The organism is Desulfosarcina cetonica JCM 12296 (genome assembly GCF_001311845.1).
GTDB lineage: Bacteria > Desulfobacterota > Desulfobacteria > Desulfobacterales > Desulfosarcinaceae > Desulfosarcina > Desulfosarcina cetonica.
This window is the reverse complement of sequence record NZ_BBCC01000134.1, coordinates 1-18,018: the sequence shown is the minus strand read 5'-3', so window position 1 is coordinate 18,018 and position 18,018 is coordinate 1. Positions and strand designations below refer to the sequence as shown.

19 protein-coding genes, 3 pseudogenes and 1 riboswitch are annotated in these 18,018 nt (G+C 43.7%); of the genes and pseudogenes, 6 read left to right on the top strand and 16 right to left on the bottom strand.

What is annotated here, in order from left to right:
- Positions 1 to 119 precede the first annotated feature (119 nt).
- Positions 120 to 215: riboswitch (cyclic di-GMP riboswitch) on the top strand.
- Positions 216 to 285: 70 nt separating this feature from the next.
- The 3 genes from JCM12296_RS41045 to JCM12296_RS50785 are packed head-to-tail and all read left to right on the top strand — an operon-like array spanning position 286 to position 3,463.
- Positions 286 to 2,343, top strand: coding sequence for a MopE-related protein (locus JCM12296_RS41045; RefSeq protein ID WP_054698689.1), 2,058 nt, complete (start codon positions 286 to 288; stop codon positions 2,341 to 2,343).
- Complete coding sequence (locus JCM12296_RS38845; protein ID WP_157067844.1) at positions 2,250 to 3,068, top strand: DNRLRE domain-containing protein; 819 nt, start codon at positions 2,250 to 2,252, stop codon at positions 3,066 to 3,068. The genes JCM12296_RS41045 and JCM12296_RS38845 overlap by 94 nt, the downstream gene beginning before the upstream one ends.
- Positions 2,978 to 3,463, top strand: coding sequence for a DNRLRE domain-containing protein (locus tag JCM12296_RS50785; RefSeq protein ID WP_422699132.1), 486 nt, complete (start codon positions 2,978 to 2,980; stop codon positions 3,461 to 3,463). The genes JCM12296_RS38845 and JCM12296_RS50785 overlap by 91 nt, the downstream gene beginning before the upstream one ends.
- Before the next feature lie 377 nt (positions 3,464 to 3,840).
- Here JCM12296_RS50785 and hepT read toward each other — a convergent pair whose 3' ends face one another.
- The 3 genes from hepT to JCM12296_RS42435 all read right to left on the bottom strand — a co-directional run bounded on the left by hepT (position 3,841) and on the right by JCM12296_RS42435 (position 5,384).
- Complete coding sequence (gene hepT / locus JCM12296_RS23745) at positions 3,841 to 4,260, bottom strand: type VII toxin-antitoxin system HepT family RNase toxin (RefSeq protein WP_054698684.1); 420 nt, start codon at positions 4,258 to 4,260, stop codon at positions 3,841 to 3,843.
- Positions 4,247 to 4,684, bottom strand: coding sequence for a nucleotidyltransferase domain-containing protein (locus JCM12296_RS23740; RefSeq protein WP_054698682.1), 438 nt, complete (start codon positions 4,682 to 4,684; stop codon positions 4,247 to 4,249). Before JCM12296_RS23740 ends, hepT begins: the two co-directional genes overlap by 14 nt.
- 223 nt (positions 4,685 to 4,907) lie before the next feature.
- Complete coding sequence (locus JCM12296_RS42435; RefSeq protein WP_218188252.1) at positions 4,908 to 5,384, bottom strand: hypothetical protein; 477 nt, start codon at positions 5,382 to 5,384, stop codon at positions 4,908 to 4,910.
- A 75-nt stretch (positions 5,385 to 5,459) separates the two neighbouring features.
- Here JCM12296_RS42435 and JCM12296_RS42430 point away from each other — a divergent pair, with 75 nt between their 5' ends.
- On the top strand, positions 5,460 to 5,687 hold the full coding sequence (locus JCM12296_RS42430; RefSeq protein ID WP_218188251.1) for a hypothetical protein: 228 nt from the start codon (positions 5,460 to 5,462) through the stop codon (positions 5,685 to 5,687).
- Here JCM12296_RS42430 and JCM12296_RS42425 read toward each other — a convergent pair.
- The 9 genes and pseudogenes from JCM12296_RS42425 to JCM12296_RS23700 all read right to left on the bottom strand — a co-directional run.
- On the bottom strand, positions 5,672 to 5,842 hold the full coding sequence (locus tag JCM12296_RS42425; RefSeq protein ID WP_218188250.1) for a hypothetical protein: 171 nt from the start codon (positions 5,840 to 5,842) through the stop codon (positions 5,672 to 5,674). The two genes, JCM12296_RS42430 and JCM12296_RS42425, sit on opposite strands and share 16 nt — an antisense overlap.
- Before the next feature lie 90 nt (positions 5,843 to 5,932).
- Positions 5,933 to 6,364 carry a nucleotidyltransferase family protein gene (locus JCM12296_RS23730; protein WP_213181600.1) on the bottom strand — a complete coding sequence of 144 codons (432 nt, stop codon included), beginning with the start codon at positions 6,362 to 6,364 and terminating at the stop codon, positions 5,933 to 5,935.
- 244 nt (positions 6,365 to 6,608) lie between these two features.
- Positions 6,609 to 6,875: a HEPN domain-containing protein gene (locus JCM12296_RS23725; protein WP_083456453.1), complete on the bottom strand. Its 267-nt coding sequence runs from the start codon at positions 6,873 to 6,875 to the stop codon at positions 6,609 to 6,611.
- 848 nt (positions 6,876 to 7,723) lie between these two features.
- A complete protein-coding gene (locus JCM12296_RS36920; protein ID WP_083456452.1) occupies positions 7,724 to 8,917 on the bottom strand; it encodes a glycosyltransferase family 4 protein in 1,194 nt (397 codons plus the stop codon).
- A gap of 210 nt (positions 8,918 to 9,127) precedes the next feature.
- A complete protein-coding gene (locus JCM12296_RS23715; RefSeq protein WP_054698674.1) occupies positions 9,128 to 10,402 on the bottom strand; it encodes an oligosaccharide flippase family protein in 1,275 nt (424 codons plus the stop codon).
- Positions 10,393 to 10,668, bottom strand: coding sequence for an oligosaccharide flippase family protein (locus JCM12296_RS42420; RefSeq protein WP_054698672.1), 276 nt, complete (start codon positions 10,666 to 10,668; stop codon positions 10,393 to 10,395). Before JCM12296_RS42420 ends, JCM12296_RS23715 begins: the two co-directional genes overlap by 10 nt.
- Positions 10,669 to 11,381: 713 nt before the next feature.
- Positions 11,382 to 11,807 (bottom strand): annotated as a pseudogene (gene tnpA / locus JCM12296_RS23705) (IS200/IS605 family transposase).
- A 230-nt stretch (positions 11,808 to 12,037) separates the two neighbouring features.
- Positions 12,038 to 13,165, bottom strand: a complete 1,128-nt coding sequence (locus JCM12296_RS38840; RefSeq protein WP_157067843.1) for a hypothetical protein — start codon at positions 13,163 to 13,165, stop codon at positions 12,038 to 12,040.
- Between the two features lie 803 nt (positions 13,166 to 13,968).
- A pseudogene (locus JCM12296_RS23700) lies at positions 13,969 to 14,280 on the bottom strand (transposase domain-containing protein); the annotation flags it as partial.
- 166 nt (positions 14,281 to 14,446) lie between these two features.
- Here JCM12296_RS23700 and JCM12296_RS23695 point away from each other — a divergent pair.
- Positions 14,447 to 14,881 carry a transposase gene (locus tag JCM12296_RS23695; protein WP_054698668.1) on the top strand — a complete coding sequence of 145 codons (435 nt, stop codon included), beginning with the start codon at positions 14,447 to 14,449 and terminating at the stop codon, positions 14,879 to 14,881.
- On the opposite strand, the gene JCM12296_RS50780 is transcribed toward JCM12296_RS23695, so the two are convergent.
- Positions 14,830 to 15,084, bottom strand: coding sequence for a GIY-YIG nuclease family protein (locus JCM12296_RS50780; protein WP_083456451.1), 255 nt, complete (start codon positions 15,082 to 15,084; stop codon positions 14,830 to 14,832). The two genes, JCM12296_RS23695 and JCM12296_RS50780, sit on opposite strands and share 52 nt — an antisense overlap.
- A 122-nt stretch (positions 15,085 to 15,206) precedes the next feature.
- On the opposite strand from JCM12296_RS50780, the gene JCM12296_RS23690 reads away from it, so the two are divergent.
- Positions 15,207 to 15,764, top strand: coding sequence for a transposase (locus tag JCM12296_RS23690; protein ID WP_054698666.1), 558 nt, complete (start codon positions 15,207 to 15,209; stop codon positions 15,762 to 15,764).
- Between the two features lie 231 nt (positions 15,765 to 15,995).
- On the opposite strand, the pseudogene JCM12296_RS23685 reads toward JCM12296_RS23690, so the two are convergent.
- The 3 genes and pseudogenes from JCM12296_RS23685 to JCM12296_RS40175 all read right to left on the bottom strand — a co-directional run.
- A pseudogene (locus JCM12296_RS23685) lies at positions 15,996 to 16,163 on the bottom strand (transposase); the annotation flags it as partial.
- Between the two features lie 128 nt (positions 16,164 to 16,291).
- Positions 16,292 to 16,999 (bottom strand): glycosyltransferase, encoded by a 708-nt coding sequence (locus JCM12296_RS23680; RefSeq protein ID WP_054698662.1) that lies wholly within the window; start codon positions 16,997 to 16,999, stop codon positions 16,292 to 16,294.
- A 355-nt stretch (positions 17,000 to 17,354) separates the two neighbouring features.
- A partial coding sequence (locus tag JCM12296_RS40175) for a DUF6399 domain-containing protein (protein ID WP_218188248.1) occupies positions 17,355 to 18,018 on the bottom strand: 664 nt, incomplete at its 5' end.

The window sequence follows — 18,018 nt, the reverse complement described above, 5'->3', positions numbered from 1 at the left end:
GGCAAAATAACATTATGTACTATAAAATAAAATAGATATCGTATTAAAATAATAAACGAAACTTCACTGGTCCCAATATTGCATTCTCAAGCATGACAGTGCAAAATCAAACCGCACTTGCCCGATAAACGCAAACCACATCGTAAGAGTGGGACGCAAAGCCACTGACCAGAAATTTCTCAAACAGGGAAAGATCAGGCAGCAGGGCTACCGAAGGCAAGCGGCGGCAGTCCTCTGCGGCTCCACCGATTGTCTTGAACCATAATGTACCACGGAGGATTGCTCATGAAGGTTTGGTCCTATTGGAGATTTCAATCTTTATTCCTGCAAGCCATTTTACTTGTTTTCATCTGCCTTTGCACCCATCCGCTACACGCCGCACAAGTATCCTTGCAATGGGATGCTAACGTCCCCACACCGGATGGATATCGCGTTTATCAACGAATTGCAGGCGGCACCTATAATTACAATTCACCTGTATGGACTGGCAGTGATACAATTTGCACCATTAATAATCTTGAGGAAGGAACCACCTACTATTTTGTTGTCAGGGCATATGCGGGAACCGCTGAAAGTGCCGATTCCGAGGAAGTTAATTATACTCCAAGCCTGTCAACCCCGATAGATGCAGACAGTGATGGCTATTCCGTCGACCAGGGCGACTGCAACGACGGCAACTCGGCAATCAATCCTGGCGCAGCCGAAATTTGCGGCGACGGCATCGATCAGGACTGCAATGGCAGTGATCTGCTCTGCCCTGAAGACATCGATGCCGATGGTGATGGTTATACTACCGCTCAAGGCGACAGCAATGATAATGACGCCACCATTTTTCCGGGTGCCGTTGAAGTCTGTGGTGACGGCATCGACCAGGATTGCGACGGTTCCGATCTGACTTGCCCTGAAGACATTGATAATGACGCCGACGGTTACACGGAAAACCAGGGCGACTTCAACGACAGCGACCCGACCATCCATCCCGGCGCCACTGAAGTCTGCGGTGACGGCATTGATCAGGACTGCGACGGAGCGGATTTAATTTGCGAGCCAGGCTCTGAAACACACACCGTGTTTTTTGGTGATGCATCGGACACGGACTACCCCGCTACTGTTCAAGACACCTTTATAAATATCAATCAGGAAGTTTATGCAACAGGCGATCAGCTTAACACCTACACCTGGCCGCAGAACAAACCGGCGAACGCCGTACTGATCAGATTCGACCTGTCCCGTCTCCCGGCCGGTGCCCAAATCCAGCGCGCCACACTCACTCTCTATCAAACCGAAGCTGGAGGTGACGCCACTTACGATGTCTCTGTTCACAAAATCATCAACCACGACCCCGATCTGAGTTCTGCAAATGGTTATACCTTCGATGGTCTTAACGAATGGACACCCAATGATAGCTGTTACAACAGCATCCCCATGGCTCAGGCCGATATCGCGTTGGCCGAAGACATCAACAGCCTGGACATGAGTTCCGGTGATAAGGATTGGGATGTGACGGGTATGGTTCAGGATTGGGTCGCCAATTCAGCAGCCAATTATGGATTGTTGCTCAATTCGGATGCAGTTGCCGGAGCGGACAGCTACCGCTTTTTCGCATCGAATGAATCAAGTGATCCGGCTCGCAGACCCATGCTCGAAGTGGTATACACGACCAATTCCATTCCCACCGATGTCGACAACGACGGTTATACAATTGATGATGGCGACTGCAACGATAACGACGCGACGATCCATCCCGGCGCCACTGAAATCTGCGGTGACGGCATCGACCAGGACTGCGACGGCGCCGATCTGATTTGTCCCGAGGACATCGACAACGATGCCGACGGCTACACGGAAAACCAGGGCGACTTCAACGACAGCGACCCGACCATCCATCCCGGCGCCACCGAAATCTGCGGCGATGGTATCGATCAGGACTGCGACGGCGCTGATTTGATTTGCCCGGAAGACATTGACAACGATGCAGACGGTTACACGGAAAACCAGGGTGACTTCAACGACAGCGACCCGACCATCCATCCCGGCGCTGCCGAAATCTGCGGCGACGGCATTGACCAGGACTGCGACGGCGCTGATTTGATTTGCCCGGAAGACATTGACAACGATGCCGACGGCTACACGGAAAACCAGGGTGACTTCAACGACAGCGACCCGACCATCCATCCCGGCGCTGCCGAAATCTGCGGCGACGGTATCGATCAGGACTGCGACGGCGCTGATTTAACTTGTGATTCCGAATCGCAAACTGTGTTTTTTGGCGATGCTCGAATACCGATTTCCCTGGTACCATCCAAGATACGTTTATCAACATCAACCAGAGCGTCAATGTAGCGAGTGCGCAGCTTAACACATACACCTGGCCGGCCAATAAACCGGCGAACGCCGTACTGGTCAAAATCGACCTTTCTCAAATACCGGCAGATGCACACATTCAAAGCGCGACATTGGTACTCTATCAAACCGATGCCGGTGGTGATGAGACATACGATGTATCCGTTCACAAACTCATCGATTCGAGCCCTGACTTTTCCCATGCCAATGGATATACCTACAACGGGATCGAGGATTGGGCTGCCAATGAACTGTGCTACAATAACATTCCACTGGCCCAGTCGAATATCTCACCTGCGCAAGACGTAATCAGCCTGGACAAAAACTTGGGATACAAGGCCTGGAACGTGACAGGTATGGTTCAGGATTGGGTCAATGACCCAGCTTCCAACAATGGGCTCCTGCTCAACTCCGATGCAATTGCCAGTGCAGACAGTTACCGCTTTTTCGCGTCGACTGAATCAAGTGATCCGGAACTCAGACCCATGCTGGAAGTGGTATACACGAAGTCCGAGCCCCAAACCATAGCTTTCAGCAACAGGCCAAATGCCGATTATCCGGGGACCGTGCAAGACACCTTCATCAATATCAATCAGGAAGTAAATGTAACGAGCGGCCAGTTGAACACCTACACCTGGCCACAGAATACTCCGGCAAATGCGTCCTGCTCAAATTCGACATATCGAGTCTCCCCAGCGGCGCAAAGATCCAAAGTGCAACGCTGAGTCTCTACCAGACTGGGGCGGGAGGCGATCCCACATACGATGTATCGATCCACAAAGTCATAAATTTCAATCCTGACTTTGCCTATGCGGACGGCTATTCCTATGATGGTGTCAACGGGTGGACCGCCAACGATATATGCTACAACAGTATCCCCCTGGCCCAGGACGACATCGCTCCTGCGGATGACTTAAAAATCCTCGATCAAACGCTCGAGTACAAGCAATGGGATGTGACAAAAATGGTTCAGGATTGGGTAAGTGGCACCAGCCCCAACTTTGGAATGATGCTGAATTCCGATGCAGTTGCCGGCGCAGACAGCTATCGTTTTTTCGCGTCCGATGAGTCCACTGATCCGGAAAAGCGACCTGAACTCACCATTACCTTTAGCAAATAGATAGGCATGGCCCGGTGGTTGGAGGAATTTCACCTTAACACCATGAAAATGAAATAGCTACGCTTGTAAAAAACTAGACCCCGCGTTGATTCCCGCGGGGTCTCTCTGTTTTTCAGTTTATCTCAAGGTTGGCAGCAGTAAGAAAAGCAGTATCGCTATTCAGTATGGTTCTTCTCCGCTACCAACAAACAACCCACCACACACGACTATCAATAGTTTCTGGCAATCTCTGCGCCCTTTGCGTCTCTAACGAAGTGGGCGGTGAGAAATAGACGATGTTGGTCGGCTCAATTTGTTAAATTTGTTTGTTGGTTTTCCAGCCAAAGGCTGAATAAAATTGTCTGTGAATTTTCGTGTGTGTCCGTGGCTTAATAAACTCAACGGAGGAACCGATTCGCAATAACTGTTTTAAAGTCAAGGATATCTTTTATATCATGATGGATAAACGTATATACATACGTGTTATCAATCTCACCATACAGGTGAACAAGGCGGTTTCTGAACTTGGCCATTTGCCTGAGCTTCAACGCCAGTTCTTTACCTATAACGTCGCACTCTTCGAGAACTTCGAATGAGTCAGCATAATCCTTTGGCGCGCGAAAGCCTTCTGCGGCAATTATATGATTGGTGATATCCAAACAGCACTCGATGCTGACCTGTAAATAATATTTGGCACCACCGATGAGGAGCTTGTCCTTCAGAAATGATGAAAGCGCTGTTTTCTCAATTTCTTTAAGAAGACTCAGGAACTCATCGAGTTGTTCGAACTTGTCGGTAATCTTTTCAACCGATACCATGTTGCGATTCCGCAATCGTCCGTTGTCTATAAATATGGCGATAGTGCTGTATGACCGGAAGGAAATCGAAATACGCTTTTCGGACCGTGGTTTCGAATGCCACCCGCTTTTCTTCGTCAATAGAATAGATTAACTTTGTTTCGCCGAGAATTCTTCCTTTGACAGTAAGGGGCAATTGATTCAGGATGCGCACCTCGGTTTGCACCCGGTGACCCAATCGTTCATCGAAACTCAGTGCCAGGGCAAGTTCCAGGTGCAGGCTTGCCTCGATCGAGATCTTTTCGGTGACGATTCCAATATCCAAATCGCTGTAACGATGCGACAGCGCTTTTGCGTGGCTCCCATAAAGATACGCAAACAGAACCGGTGTCCCCTCGAAGATGGCGGGTGACACGGCTTTTAGTTTTTTTAGGAGTTGTTCCATACATCCACATCTATCACAACGTCATGAAACGCGTAAAGTGAATACTGGCAACGGCAACAACCCGCAACAAACATTTTCCGCATCTGTGATCTCGGCGTCTCATGTGAAACGAGCGGTGAAGGTACCAATTTTAAATGATGAATTCTTAATTTTTAATGAAGGTTTTTGATCCGTCCATAATTCAAAATTATTTTTGTCCGTGTCGGTCCATGTGTGTCCGTGGCTAAATTGCTTCAGATAATCTCTTCAACGAAAACACCCCATCCAACCCCTTCACCGACTTGGGTTTTTTCTCATGCTTGGATTGAAAAAGATGTTTAAATTGTTGGTAGGTTCCAGACACGAATTCCCGCGATCCAATGATCCCGGAATCCGTAAAATACCGTGTCCGGCAAAAAAAACGGTCCGTCCGACTGATCTCAAATTCCTTTTTTCGTTCTTCGGTTACGATTTTTTCCGGGATAGTCTTTGTAAATGATTTGCCCGCAAGGGGAATGGCACCAGTCTCATAAACATATTTACGGTAAAGCCGCACCCGTTCCTTATCGCTTTTTACATTGAATTGCTTCAGCCCGAAATCGGTGGACAGAAAGCCATCCTTGTTGTTCGTCTGTATATGATACCCCAACGAATTCCAGCGGTAATCCTCCGGACGTTCTACGATACCGGCACGCACCGGATTAAGATCGATGTAGGCCAAGCAATTGATGAGCGTCTCCCCCTCCTCCACAATCACGCTTTTAAACCGATCGCCCCAAAAGTAGCCTCGGCGGCCATGGCGTTTATTGTAGAACCGGGTGAAATTGACCTTTATTTCACGCACGAACTCGGAAAGGCTGGCAAGCTTGCTACGGACAAACGGCATCTGACCTTCCCAGGCCAGGGCCCGTTTTTCACCATAATACCTTTCCAACCGTTCTTTCACCGCCTCATCTGTGAATTCGTGTTCAGGAAGCATCTTCACCAGCAGGTGGAAATGATTATCCATCAGGCGAAGCCGTAAACCTCTGTAAAGAACAGTCCGGCCATCCGTTTAATCAAGTCCAGCAGAAAATCCTTTTCAAACGACTCGATCGGAAAACCATCCAATGCCGTTCTGGACATCACATGATAAACCGCTGTCTGATCCGCTATAATCATCCGGGATACGCGTGGCATGGCTCCCTCCCCCTATTCTGACTCCTGACTTCTGGATTCTGAGTACTTACTTTGACCCGCAGTTCAGCCCCTTGATCATGCCTACCGAGTTCACTGATCACTGTTTGAGCTATGAGCTTTTGTGCCATACAGCCACACCGCTTCCTTGTCGATCATATCGACGAATCGCCCGCCCTTTTTCCGCATGACCTGCCACTCTTTCACCGTATACAAAAGGATGTCGGTGGGTACCGGCAAGGCATCAAAATCCCATGTGGTGGCTCTTTCTTCGAAGGGAAGTGAAGAATCTTTTATAATAACAATAAGGTCAAGGTCGCTTCCAACGCCAAAACAATCTTTAGCTAACGATCCGAAATAGCCCAGCTGGACAATTTCAGGATGCGTTGCGATCTGCTCTTCAAGCCATGACCGAAGTGCTTTTTTGACTTCGTCACGACCCGGCCATTTGAGCACCGGCGAATTCAATGATCTCACTGGCATATCTGATCCCATCCGTGCTTTGCAATGGTCCGTAGTGCTCAAATGGCGCCCCCTCGGGATGACCATTGGCATATCGGGTCGGAATATAAAAGGCATCAAGCACTTTTACGTTATACTAATGTGAACGATTGTCAATCTTGCCACAGATTCAAGGCAGCCACCGTGGCGCTATAGTCAGCTATGCGCCTCGGCGCTAACGCCGAAGATGAGGTGAGATCGGCAATCCCGTAGGGTTTCACCTTTTAAGATGGGGGCTTACGCACATTCCAACAAATTAGTTGTTTTTCTATCCTTCGAAAAAGGCGAAAACGCTTACTTTAGTATTGTCTATCAAACCTTCCCCAACCGCTATGGGCAATTCTTTGAGCAGACGTGCAACAATATTGCCCCAAGCCTCTTGTGAAAGGCTCAAATGAAGCGCCTTCACCGCCTTTTCGGCAGCCTGCTGAGCTGCGAAACAGGCCCATTCGTGGCGGCCTTCCGCCTTTGAAGATCTGGCTTGCTCCAGATCTCTTTTTGCTTGCAGGAACCAGTCCTTCGCCCGATCCGGCATTACGCCCTCCGATACCAATCTAAGCCGATCATCCTTAGCAAATATTGTTTGAACAACTATTTCAAATTTTTCCGGGTGTCAATCAATTTGTATAAAGTACCTGTCCCTATTTCTCCTCATTTCACTTCCAAAAAATGTATAGCAGGATACCAAATTTTCAAGAAAGAAATTATAGTATTTAAAGGAACCTAACGTTCCTAAATTAACTATAATACTTATATATAATAAAATAATTCTTTTTCTTTTAGATTGATATTTTAGCAACCCTAATCCAACAAAATAATCAACTAAAGTGCTAAATATTATAAGAGATAAAAACCTATAATCCCACCATCCATAAAAAATATAGCTCGCAATTAATATGAGTGTATTTTGTACTTTTATAGATTTATTGCATACGAACCAATAAAGAAGGAATACACAAAGTAGAAAAATACCGAAATCAATAGAGTTAAATATCATTTAAATTTTTCCGATTCTCTATGAAATTTCAGTGTAAACTTTTCTCAAAAAATAGACACGGACAAGTAAAAAAGAAATCTATGAACGCAGGAAAGAACGGAGCGCCTCCCAAGGCAATCTCGACAAAAACGGCCAATCCAAAAAGTTCAATAGAAACCTGGATTCAGACTGGACCATCAAAAACGATATCCCGATATCCCACACTATGGCCTTAAAGAACCATGCTGCTACAGTCTGTACTAAGTTGTGCGGTCGGAAAGAAGAAACGTCGCACTCCAAACAACAGGCTGGCTTTTTTCTATACGTGATCGCCAGCCTTTTTATTGGTTATAGATCCGCAAAATTATGTGGCATGATGGAGTAGCTATTTTTCCCATGAACTTTTACTATTTCCACATGCCCAGGATGCTTCCCAATTTGTCGTTTATAGAAGCAATTGTACGCACACCTGGTTTAATCCAAACAGGGCGAAATAATGGCCATTTTTTGATTGTATCTAAAGACATAACATCTTCAAATAAGGAAATATACTTTTTTACAACCGCCGACCAACTATATTTAGACTCAATCAATTGCCTTCCGCTTACAGAAAGTTCAGACCATAGCTTTGGATTACTCTGCAATCTTTCAATGGCAGTCACAAAACCATCAATATCTTCTTGGTTGACTAACAATCCAGTTTTTTCATGAATGACAAATTGTTCAATTACGCCTCCACTTCTAAAGGAAATCGCAGGCAATCCTGCTCCCATAGCCTCGGCAAGTGACAAACAAAACCCCTCATATTCGGAGACAGAAACTGAAACATGGCATTCTTGGAGGTATTGCTGTAGGGAGTTCCAACCCATACTGTCGATAACCTCAATTTGATTTTCAAAAATTGGATTCTCTGCAGCCATTAAACATTTTTCTTTTGCCTCCCCTTCACCAATAAAGGTAAGCCTAAACGGAATACCGGCTTCTTTAAGACCAAACGCCACTTTAATTAATAGTGAAATACGTTTTTGCTGTTCAGTTAGTCTTCCATGATATATCAGACGAATATTACCACCGACAAAATGTCTACAAGATTTTTCTGTAATCCGCACTCCATGTGGAATATTAACAATATCAACTTTTCTTTCAGGCATTAAAGCAGTAAGTTTGTTTGCAGTTTTATTACTTGCACATATGATTTTTGAAAGACATGCAGAATACCTAATTTTTTGATCATATGATGAACTATGATCGTTATGACACAGACCGATACTTTTGATGTTGCTTTTTCTGCTAATTATTGCTGCAGCACCGTATGCGACTTGACGATAATTCGGAATAAATATATTAATAGATTTATTATGAATTAATCTTTCAGCAAGACACTGAGAATCTTTATAACTATTTATTATGTGCGGAAGCTGTTCAACTTTAGTACAGCTATCTTCCATTTCTCTAACAATAGCCTCCTGAAATGAATTCTTTGGAACATGAGTAAAAATATGAATATTTACTCCTGCCTCAAGAAGCGCGGAAGAAAGGCTCAATGTGTAGCTTAAAACCCCCCCTCTTGAATCGCAATCGCAATATATTGCAACATCCATGGCAGCCTACCTCTCATCCCTCATTCGATGTTCTAATCGCTAGTTTTTGTCACACCGAATTCGAAATCAGTGGTAAAACATGTTTAATAATTAGCATAAATCGGCAATCAATTTAAAAGACGCCCCAAGAATGGGTCACCTTACAGAGGCCTGTCAAAAGTGTATAGAAAATGTGTACAGCAAATTCCTGCACTTATTAGAGCTGCATCATCATAATCTTTCATTGAAACCAGGGTAGCCCAACTCCTTCCGACCTCTCATCCTTGCCAACAAATAAGACCGCTCGGTGTTTATTAGCGCCATAAACCAGAAAACAACTATCCAGGCGATAGATGAAACGATAATCGAAACCAGCATCATGGGATAAGTTGTCAACCATCCATTATATCTGAACATAGACACAACGAAAGCTAGAACGACAGCAGGTAAGAATGATGGCAAAACGCTTCTATTTATATATTTAGTTACTGGTATTCCTAAATTTTTACAGGAATACCGGAGGTAGATCGGTACAAATATAAAGACTTGCACAGTCGAGGCAAACGCCACGCCCAGGATACCATAATGATCCACTAGCGAAAGACTCAGCCCCAGGTTGAGCAGGGCTTGGACTGGGGACAAACGAGCGAAGATACCATGCTTACCGATCGCCGTCAGGTAGCGGCCGCCAAAGGGATTCATAAAGGGTCCAGCAATAAAAATCGTCAGAAGTCCCACGATAATGTCTGAATAGTCCCTGAACTCTGGGCCGATCCAAAGTATAATGAAAGGCCCTCCTACAATTCCAACACCCACAGCCATCGCCGTGACGATTGCCACCACATATTTACTGCCGATCAAATATAAAGAACTAATCGTCTCGTGCTCGTTTCGTGCACTCAGGTTGCTGAACAAAGGCATGAATGCATGGGTCAGGTTCCACCCAAAAGTCCTGATGTATTGCACAAGATTACATGGGATGATGTATAGCGGAACCATCGCCGGTCCTAAGAAAAAGCCGATTACAAGAGCGTCTGTCCGGTTTTCTATACGTGCAGAAATACCTTGGACAAGAGATTTGGAACTAAAAACCAGCATCTCCTTCAGTTTGGAGTACGAAAAAGACCTTAGGCTGACCTTAAGCCCGCCAAACGCACTCCGCGTAAGCAGCCACATAAAAACCAAATACTTAACAGAAAGACCAATAGCATTGCAACCAGCCAGCAACAGCAAACCATTGCCTGGGTTGATAAACTTATAAAGGATTGCCGAGGAAACTAAAGTGTTAAATATGGTTATATTGTTTTTCAGATAGTATTTCTGAAACCCTTCCAAATAGCTTTCTGCTGCGTAGCCTGGAAACACGAAGATTAACTGTGCTCCTAAAATCAACAGAAAGAGGATGTAGCGTTTTTGTGGTTCACTTCCTTCCGGCCCAAGGGCGGAGCCATACCATAGGCCCCACAAGCAGAAAAAAATACACAGCACAATGCCTATCACGGCCATGAAAAGCAAAGTCGAAGAATAGACAACCTCAAGTTTTTTTTATCATTAACTGCAGCATATTTTGCTGCATAGCGGCTAATGGCTGGCCGTAATCCCATATCGAGCATGCCCATGTAACCTATCACAGACATAATCATTTCCCAGAGGCCGTAGTCATATTTTCCAAGGTTTGTCACAAAGATCGGCGTCATTATAAAGGTGACAATCAGTTTGATTACCATCACGAGCACATTAGAACCGCTATTTATTAACAAAATTTTTATCACGTTATGATCATTTCCGTCTTAATGCATTTAAAGAACGACGCACATCAAGAACATTCAGTAACTTGTTTACCTGAACTTGTCATGGATAATGCCCTGCGGCGGTGTCGTCTGGAGCCTAACTTCCGGGACAAGGCGCCTGAAAATGGACTCTCGAAGGCGCTGTTTGGGCAGTCGAATGACAGAATGAACCCGATTTTGGCAGTAACAACCAGCTTTTTTCCCTTGTTGTGTTCGAAAAATTTGAGAACCCGCTTAAAATGAAAGGAGGTTGCTGATTTTCAAACCTCTCGCAATACATTGTGAAAATTGAGAAATTGATCGAAACAATCAGCAAAAAACTTACGGATTAATGTGAACGCCTACAATGGCGAGTCTTGGATAGGAAGTGGATGGACCAGAAACGGATGATCGTCATCCCTAAACCCGAATAAAGTGTTACCCCATTTAAATCAGATTTTGTGCCATAATTAGCGATGTTTGGACATATAAACCTGCTGAACCATATCAAATAACGGGACGGTATAAGTGAAAAAGAGGTCTATTGTGATTTACCTTTTTAAGTCCAATGTCATTAACTTAACCGATCGGTTTATATTACAGGAAGAATTTCCTCGGCTTGGTCTTGTGCATTCTTAGATATTTTCTGATTATAACGGAATCATGAGGCCCCCCCAAGGGGGGTCTCACACCAACTACCGTTTCGTGGAAATCAGTTATGGGGTTGGCTCCTCTTGGAGCATGTTCATTTTTTCTTGGTTTCTGATGTATTCTCGGATCGTTTCTTCATCAAGACCCACTGTGCTGACACAATAGCCCCGTGCCCAAAATGTCCGTCATCGCACCATTCGGCTACTTCTTGTTCCAAAGCTCACCACCTCCGAGGCACTTTTACCCTTCAATAGTCCAATCGAGTGAGCCACAGAATATTTGGGTGGTATCGAGGTGCACAGGTGAATATGATCCGGCATGGCGTGGCCTTTTATGATCTCTATCCCCTTTATCCGTGCCCATTGCTTGATCGTATCAACCACGATCTGTCTCTTGGTTCCGTACAATTCTTTGCATCTGTACTTGGGGATCCAGACAATGTGGTACTTACAATCCCAAATTGAATGTGCTAATCTGTTAAAACATTCCATAGAAATCTCCTTACTTTGAGTAGCTGGCTGCTCTCATTGTAGGAGCTTTCTTGTTTCTTGGCACTAATCACCGGCATAGCCATCATTGTTCATACAACTGGCATACCAGTGGATTATTCCTTCGATTTAGCTGGGCACGATTATGCCAGAGTTAATGGCATTGTTTTTAAACCTTCAGGAGACTCATTCATCTATCGGATGTTTACCTTTATTTTTATATTTTTGAACGTTCAATTTTCAGACAATCTTACATTTTGAGGAGGTTTTATACCGGAATCATCTCCAATTATAATTTTGTATCCGGAAGAAGTATTCCCTTCTGAATCTACAACAAACAGATACACACCATCACCACTATTAAAAGAGCCAGTATTTATTTTTATGGAGATAGAATCAGATGACCATGAGGTAGGAATTTGAATTTCTCTATGAGTACAATTATCGTATGATGAGGCGTTACCAATTTCAACACGCGCCCAGGAGTTATCTATATAAATATCATCCCAATACAAAGTCAAAGTCCCATCTCCATCATCAAGATAATTGTCTAGTTTAACCGCGTCCAATAAATTTGATCCCTCTACCATAACCAAACAATTCTCTTGGGTTATTTTTGAATAAATAGAAGAAAAATCAGCGGATGATGTCCATATCCACCAGCTCCCATCCGTCTTTCCTGGGGTTCCCATATCTGCCTGAATCATAATATGATACCATCTATCTTGCCTCAGAACATTACTATTAAAATATTCTGTGTTGCTTCCTGAGTCTTCTCCTAAATGATTTTGCACATAGTGGACTGAATAGCCGCCGTTTTTATCGTACCACCAATTGAAGGCTGCAAAATCTGGATACGTAACACCACCATTACTAGCAACAGATGCTGGGATGCGCCAGGATTTTATCTGGTATCTAGAATCATAAGTAACATTACCCCAATCCCAGCGTACCCATGTAGAAAAAAGGATCTTTCCGGTATTAGCGAAACCTATATTATTTTTGTATGCAATAGAATTTTGAGAGTCTTTTGAATAGCACTTAAGATTCTTACTAGAATCTTTGTTACGTTGATTATCTGAAGAAATCATAGGTTTATAGGTATGTTCAACAACGCTCCACCACCCTGTAGCTTTATCCAGCGTATCACCTACCGTCATACCTTCAAAGTCATCATAGCGAATAGGATTTGCATTTAGTTTATCACCAAAACTTGATCCATTTATACTTATAATTTCACCGTTCTTAACTGTATCTGATACTGATGAAATAACAGGAGCTGCATGACACACATTGCTAAAGAGTAGAAGCGCTACGAATGCTATAAAAATTCTTTTAATATTATATTCTTTGTAAACCATGTTTTCCTCGCAGATTTTTACATTCACTTAATTATCTATAATTAGAGATGCAATCAAGTTAGTTGTCTTCAAGAGAATTAAAAAAAAGTTTTCATGTTCATCAATTAACTATTTTTAAAACTGGTTATCAACTTTAATAACCCTTCTGTTTTGATAGTACACTACCTAAATTGAGAAAAAAAGGATGTCCACGAGTTTTATGTTCTATAGTTTCACTATTCATGGACATCAGTATCTTTGCCTCTGATCATTTCAAAACGCTACTATAATTGTATTCGTCTACGAGCTATTTATGCAATCTACATACCACCCAACAAATATAAACAACCGTTCATAGAATTTATGACTGATCATTTTTTTATCACCAGTTACCCTTTACCATTCAATATCTTGTCTTGGATACTTAACTAACTTATTTTTTTAACATAGTATTTTATCTGAACTATATACGCATATTTTGCATTCGACCTTTTGAGTGCTGTGTAAATATAATTTCTCGCAATAAAACCATAACAAATTTGGCGTACCACCTATAATCACATGGAATACATTTAGACAGAAAAGTACAGATGTGCAAAAAAAAGAACGAAAATTGCTTTCCGTCGCCCAAAGAAGCACCAAGCTGCGCTTGGCGCACTAGCGATGCCGCACACCTGTTGGATATGGGGGTCACGAAAGTATGCGCGTTTGACAGATACGGTCACAGCCGATATCACTGGGGCTTTATAGAGAACCGGGGAATAAACTTGATGAGCCCGTAAAAAAAATCACGCAGCCAAACGATGGTATTGATCGGTAAGCGTCTACTCAACCACACGCGTTGCGGCAGCGTCGATGATGGCCTTGTCGATTCTATTGGGAAGCAGATCGAGAAAATCGGCTTCATTTTGGGCTGAAGGGATTTTGGTGAACAGGTAACGCAGGTAGGCATAAGGCTCAAGATCATTGGCCTTGGCCGTTTCGATCAGGCTAAAGAATGTGGCGCTGGCCTCGGCGCCGTTCGGTCCGCCGGCAAACAGCCAGTTCTTGCGACCCAATACGAATGGGCGAATGGCATTTTCGGCAACATTATTATCCGGTTTCAGAAAGCCGGCCTCGATATAGACAATCAACCTGAGACCTTTGCACAACTCAGGTTTGATTTTCAGCATCTCCAGTCGCTATCGCCGCCAAAGTCCAAAAATAATCACTCAGAATGCGACTCAACCACTTGATTTTCATTGATATTTACTACAAATCGTGTTAGTTTCTCCCATATAATCAACCGGTTCGGAGGATTACATGGGATTTAAAAAGATCAGTCGCAGCCTGGATTTCGCCGATTTCGCACTCTCCAGCTCGCTGGAAGCCAACCGCAGTGTCAAACTGATGGAAAAAATCTCGGCCTCCATCGACTGGCACCGTGTTGAAGCCGTCCTTATGCAGCATTATACGGTCTGCACTAGCCCGGAAGGCGCCAAAGCCTATCCACCCATCCTCTTGTTCAAATGCCTGCTCCTGCAAAAATGGTTTCGAATCCAATCTGATCCGGAATTGGAGAATCAGATCAACGACAGGTTGTCCTTCAAGAAATTTCTGGGGTTGTCCTTCAGTAAACCCTCCCCTGACCATTCCACCTTCTCACGCTTCCGCAGTCGGCTCAGCAAGGCCGCCATGGAACAGATTCACCCTGTTAAATACGATTTGAGCCTTTTCCCAAGATACATTTTCCCATGATGTGTCTTGAAATATTTTTCCCGATGTGTTGCATCAGATCTATCAAGACAGGCCTCATAATATATCAGCTTTAGTGGTCGTCTATGTTTCGTTGATTCGACAAATCCTTTTTCGTGCTCTTCAAATCGTCGCTTCAGATCCTGAGTAAAACCTATGTAGAATTTACGATCTTTCAAGCTATGTAAAACGTAAGTGTAGTACATTATAGCTGAAGCGAATTAACAGGGTAAAATTCCGAGATCCTGCGCCAGTTCGAAGCCAAGGGGCTTTCCATTAACGAAGGCGTGGCCGTGGATGCCCGCCTGGTAGAGTCGGCCAGCGACCCATGAGCAATGATGATTTGAAAAAGAAACGTGCGCAGCGCGATACTGAAGAAGGTCAAAAGGATAAAAATGGCAAGCCGCTGAAATTCTCGCGTGATCTGGAAAGCGACTGGACCATCAAAAACGAGGTGCCCCACTTCGGCCTCAAGGAGCACGCAGCCGTGGATGCCAAGCACGGCTTTATCCTGGCCACGATCCACAGCCCGGCCTCGGTTCATGACACCAGTTTCCTCCAATATTGTACGATTTTCAGTCGCCATACCAATAAATCGATCAAAATCGTCTATGCCGACAAAGGCTACGCCGGCCTTCCCAACCGCAATTTCCTATCAGTCAACAAAATCGCCGATGGTATCATGCGCAAAGACTCGACCACGGCCAAGCTCACAGAACGGGAAATTGAGCGCAACAAAACGATCTCCAAAGTGCGCTACATTGTCGAACAGTATTTTGGAATCAGTCATCTTCATGACCAAGCCAAACGGGCTCGATTTACAACCATCTTGAAGAACAACCTGGATGCCTGGTTTAGGCTGTCTTCAATGTGTACAAGGGAATGAAAATCATTCCAAAAGCAGTGGGATAAAAGCCTAGATCAGGACCGGTGAAGGTCCTCCGGCCTCGGGAATTACAGCGGTCATGGGTACCATGCGGCTCAAAATGAGATATTAGTCGACTCAATCGACCAGTTCCTCTCAATTTTTTTTTGCTGGGCTCGCTGAATTTTTTGAAAAAAATCATCGTAAAGTAGAAAATCGGAAATGTGGCCTGTTTTTCAAAGGTCTCGTAGCGAACAGATCCTTGGCGTGCTCTTGCAGTTGGGTCTTCCACTGCACGATCTGGTTCGGGTGGACATCGAACTGTTGAGCCAACTCCGATAGGGTCTGGTCGCCCCGTAAGGCTGTTGTCGCCACCTTGGCTTTGAAGGTTGCTGCGTGATTCCGTCTGGGTCGTTTCATTGTCTGCTCTCCTTGGTTAACGAATCGTTACTGCGTCTATTAGAGCAGAGTTTTCACTTAAAAGCCTGTCCTTTTTTCCGAAACCGTCTCTTTTTTTACCGGTTCATCAAATTTGGATTAAGTAGAATTTATTTTGATAATTCAACAATACATTTTCGGAAACTAATGAACTTACTATTCCACTCTTTATCAATTTCTTTCCTAAGAATAATAGCCTGTTTCGACAAGTTTTCGAAATCCTTAAACAATTCATTAACACAACTTCTAATAGACCTTGGTGAATTGTTAGTATACACTGCTCCTTTGTTAAAATAACTCTTTATAGTATTGGTCTCAGATAGAATCATTGGCTTGCCAAAAGAAAGAGCTTCGTAAGCGCCACACGTCAATGTATTTTCATGTTTAGTCAAAACCATTACGGCATCAATACTACTTAATAATGATATGAAATCTTCATCTTTTAAAAATCCTGTAAATTTATAATTTAACCCTTCTCTTGTGATATATTTACTGTATTTTTTATAGTTACCAGAAATATAAAAAAAGAAATTTTTGTCGATATCTTTTATGGCCTTTAAAAATTCTTCAATCGGTTCATCCCTACCAAAAGAAGTTATGAATAGAACATTATTTTTATTTTTATCAATGCATCTACATTTTTTTCCATTTAAATGAGGGATTTTATCTGGAAGTATAATTCCTATACCACCTGATGGAACAATATATTTTTCTAGAATAGATAAATTTGTTACTATTGTTAGATCAGCCTTTCTAATTGTAAAATCACTTAATAAATAAAAAATTTTCTTTTTAAGAGACATAGGCTGGTTAAACATAAAGTTTGAATGCCTATCAATTACTAGTTTAAACGATGACACCATCTTCAAGGTACATAAAAAAAAGGCCAATATAATTGATGGATTTTGGCAAATAATTAATTTAGGTCTTTTTCTAATTATATTTTTAATTGTAAACAACACTGCAAAAAGGTATCTACAGAGCCAGTTCTTGTGTACTTTATCATATAGATATAGATCTGAATTTAATTCATTTGCGAGAACGATAGTCCTTCTTTGCCTTTCCCAAGCGATCCATAAATATCTGCAATTAAATGACATAATTCACCAACAATAAAACACGTTTTAGTAAATATTCCGAATTATGGCCTTGATCATCGTTTCGGCCACTTGCCTAAGCGCAAACAATGAGAGGCATTTTTTCTTTCGGCGCATGTCGCTTCTTTGCTGGCCTTCCCGGAAGATCCACCGTTTCCAAAAGAAACGAAAACAATTCTCTTGGCTTTGTGCCAAAGAAGCGTTGCGCTGCAGTTGTGCCATCCCGGCGTTTGATGAAAAAATTATGAACCGCGGTAAGCGCGGACAGCTTCCTGTCACTCAGACGATGCAACCCGTGATGCCGAAGAGACAACTGGCCGTTGCGGCCCTCTACACACGAACTGGAACGTTGAAACAGTCCCGCGCATTCTTGCGCAACGCGTTCAATAACCACTCGTTCATCTTCACTAAGCCCTGCAAACGGGGTATTGCCACCATTTAGCCGATTGAGCAGTTCATCAGATCGGGTTCGCAAACGATGGCGAACATCGGCGCTCTTGGCTTTGCCGGCGGCTCGGCGAATATAAAGCGCCGGAATTAGCATCTCCAATACGGCCGTCTCCACTGAGGGGATCAAGCCAAGGGCTTCGATTTTTGCTTGAATCGTGAGAAAGAAAAACGCCATGGTGGCGATCATGTCCACAACGACCTTCCAGGCCTTGGTGATCCTTTTGAAACTGACATGTGATAATTGGGCTTGGCAAGCCACGGTTTCGATTTCATAAAAACATTGATTGATC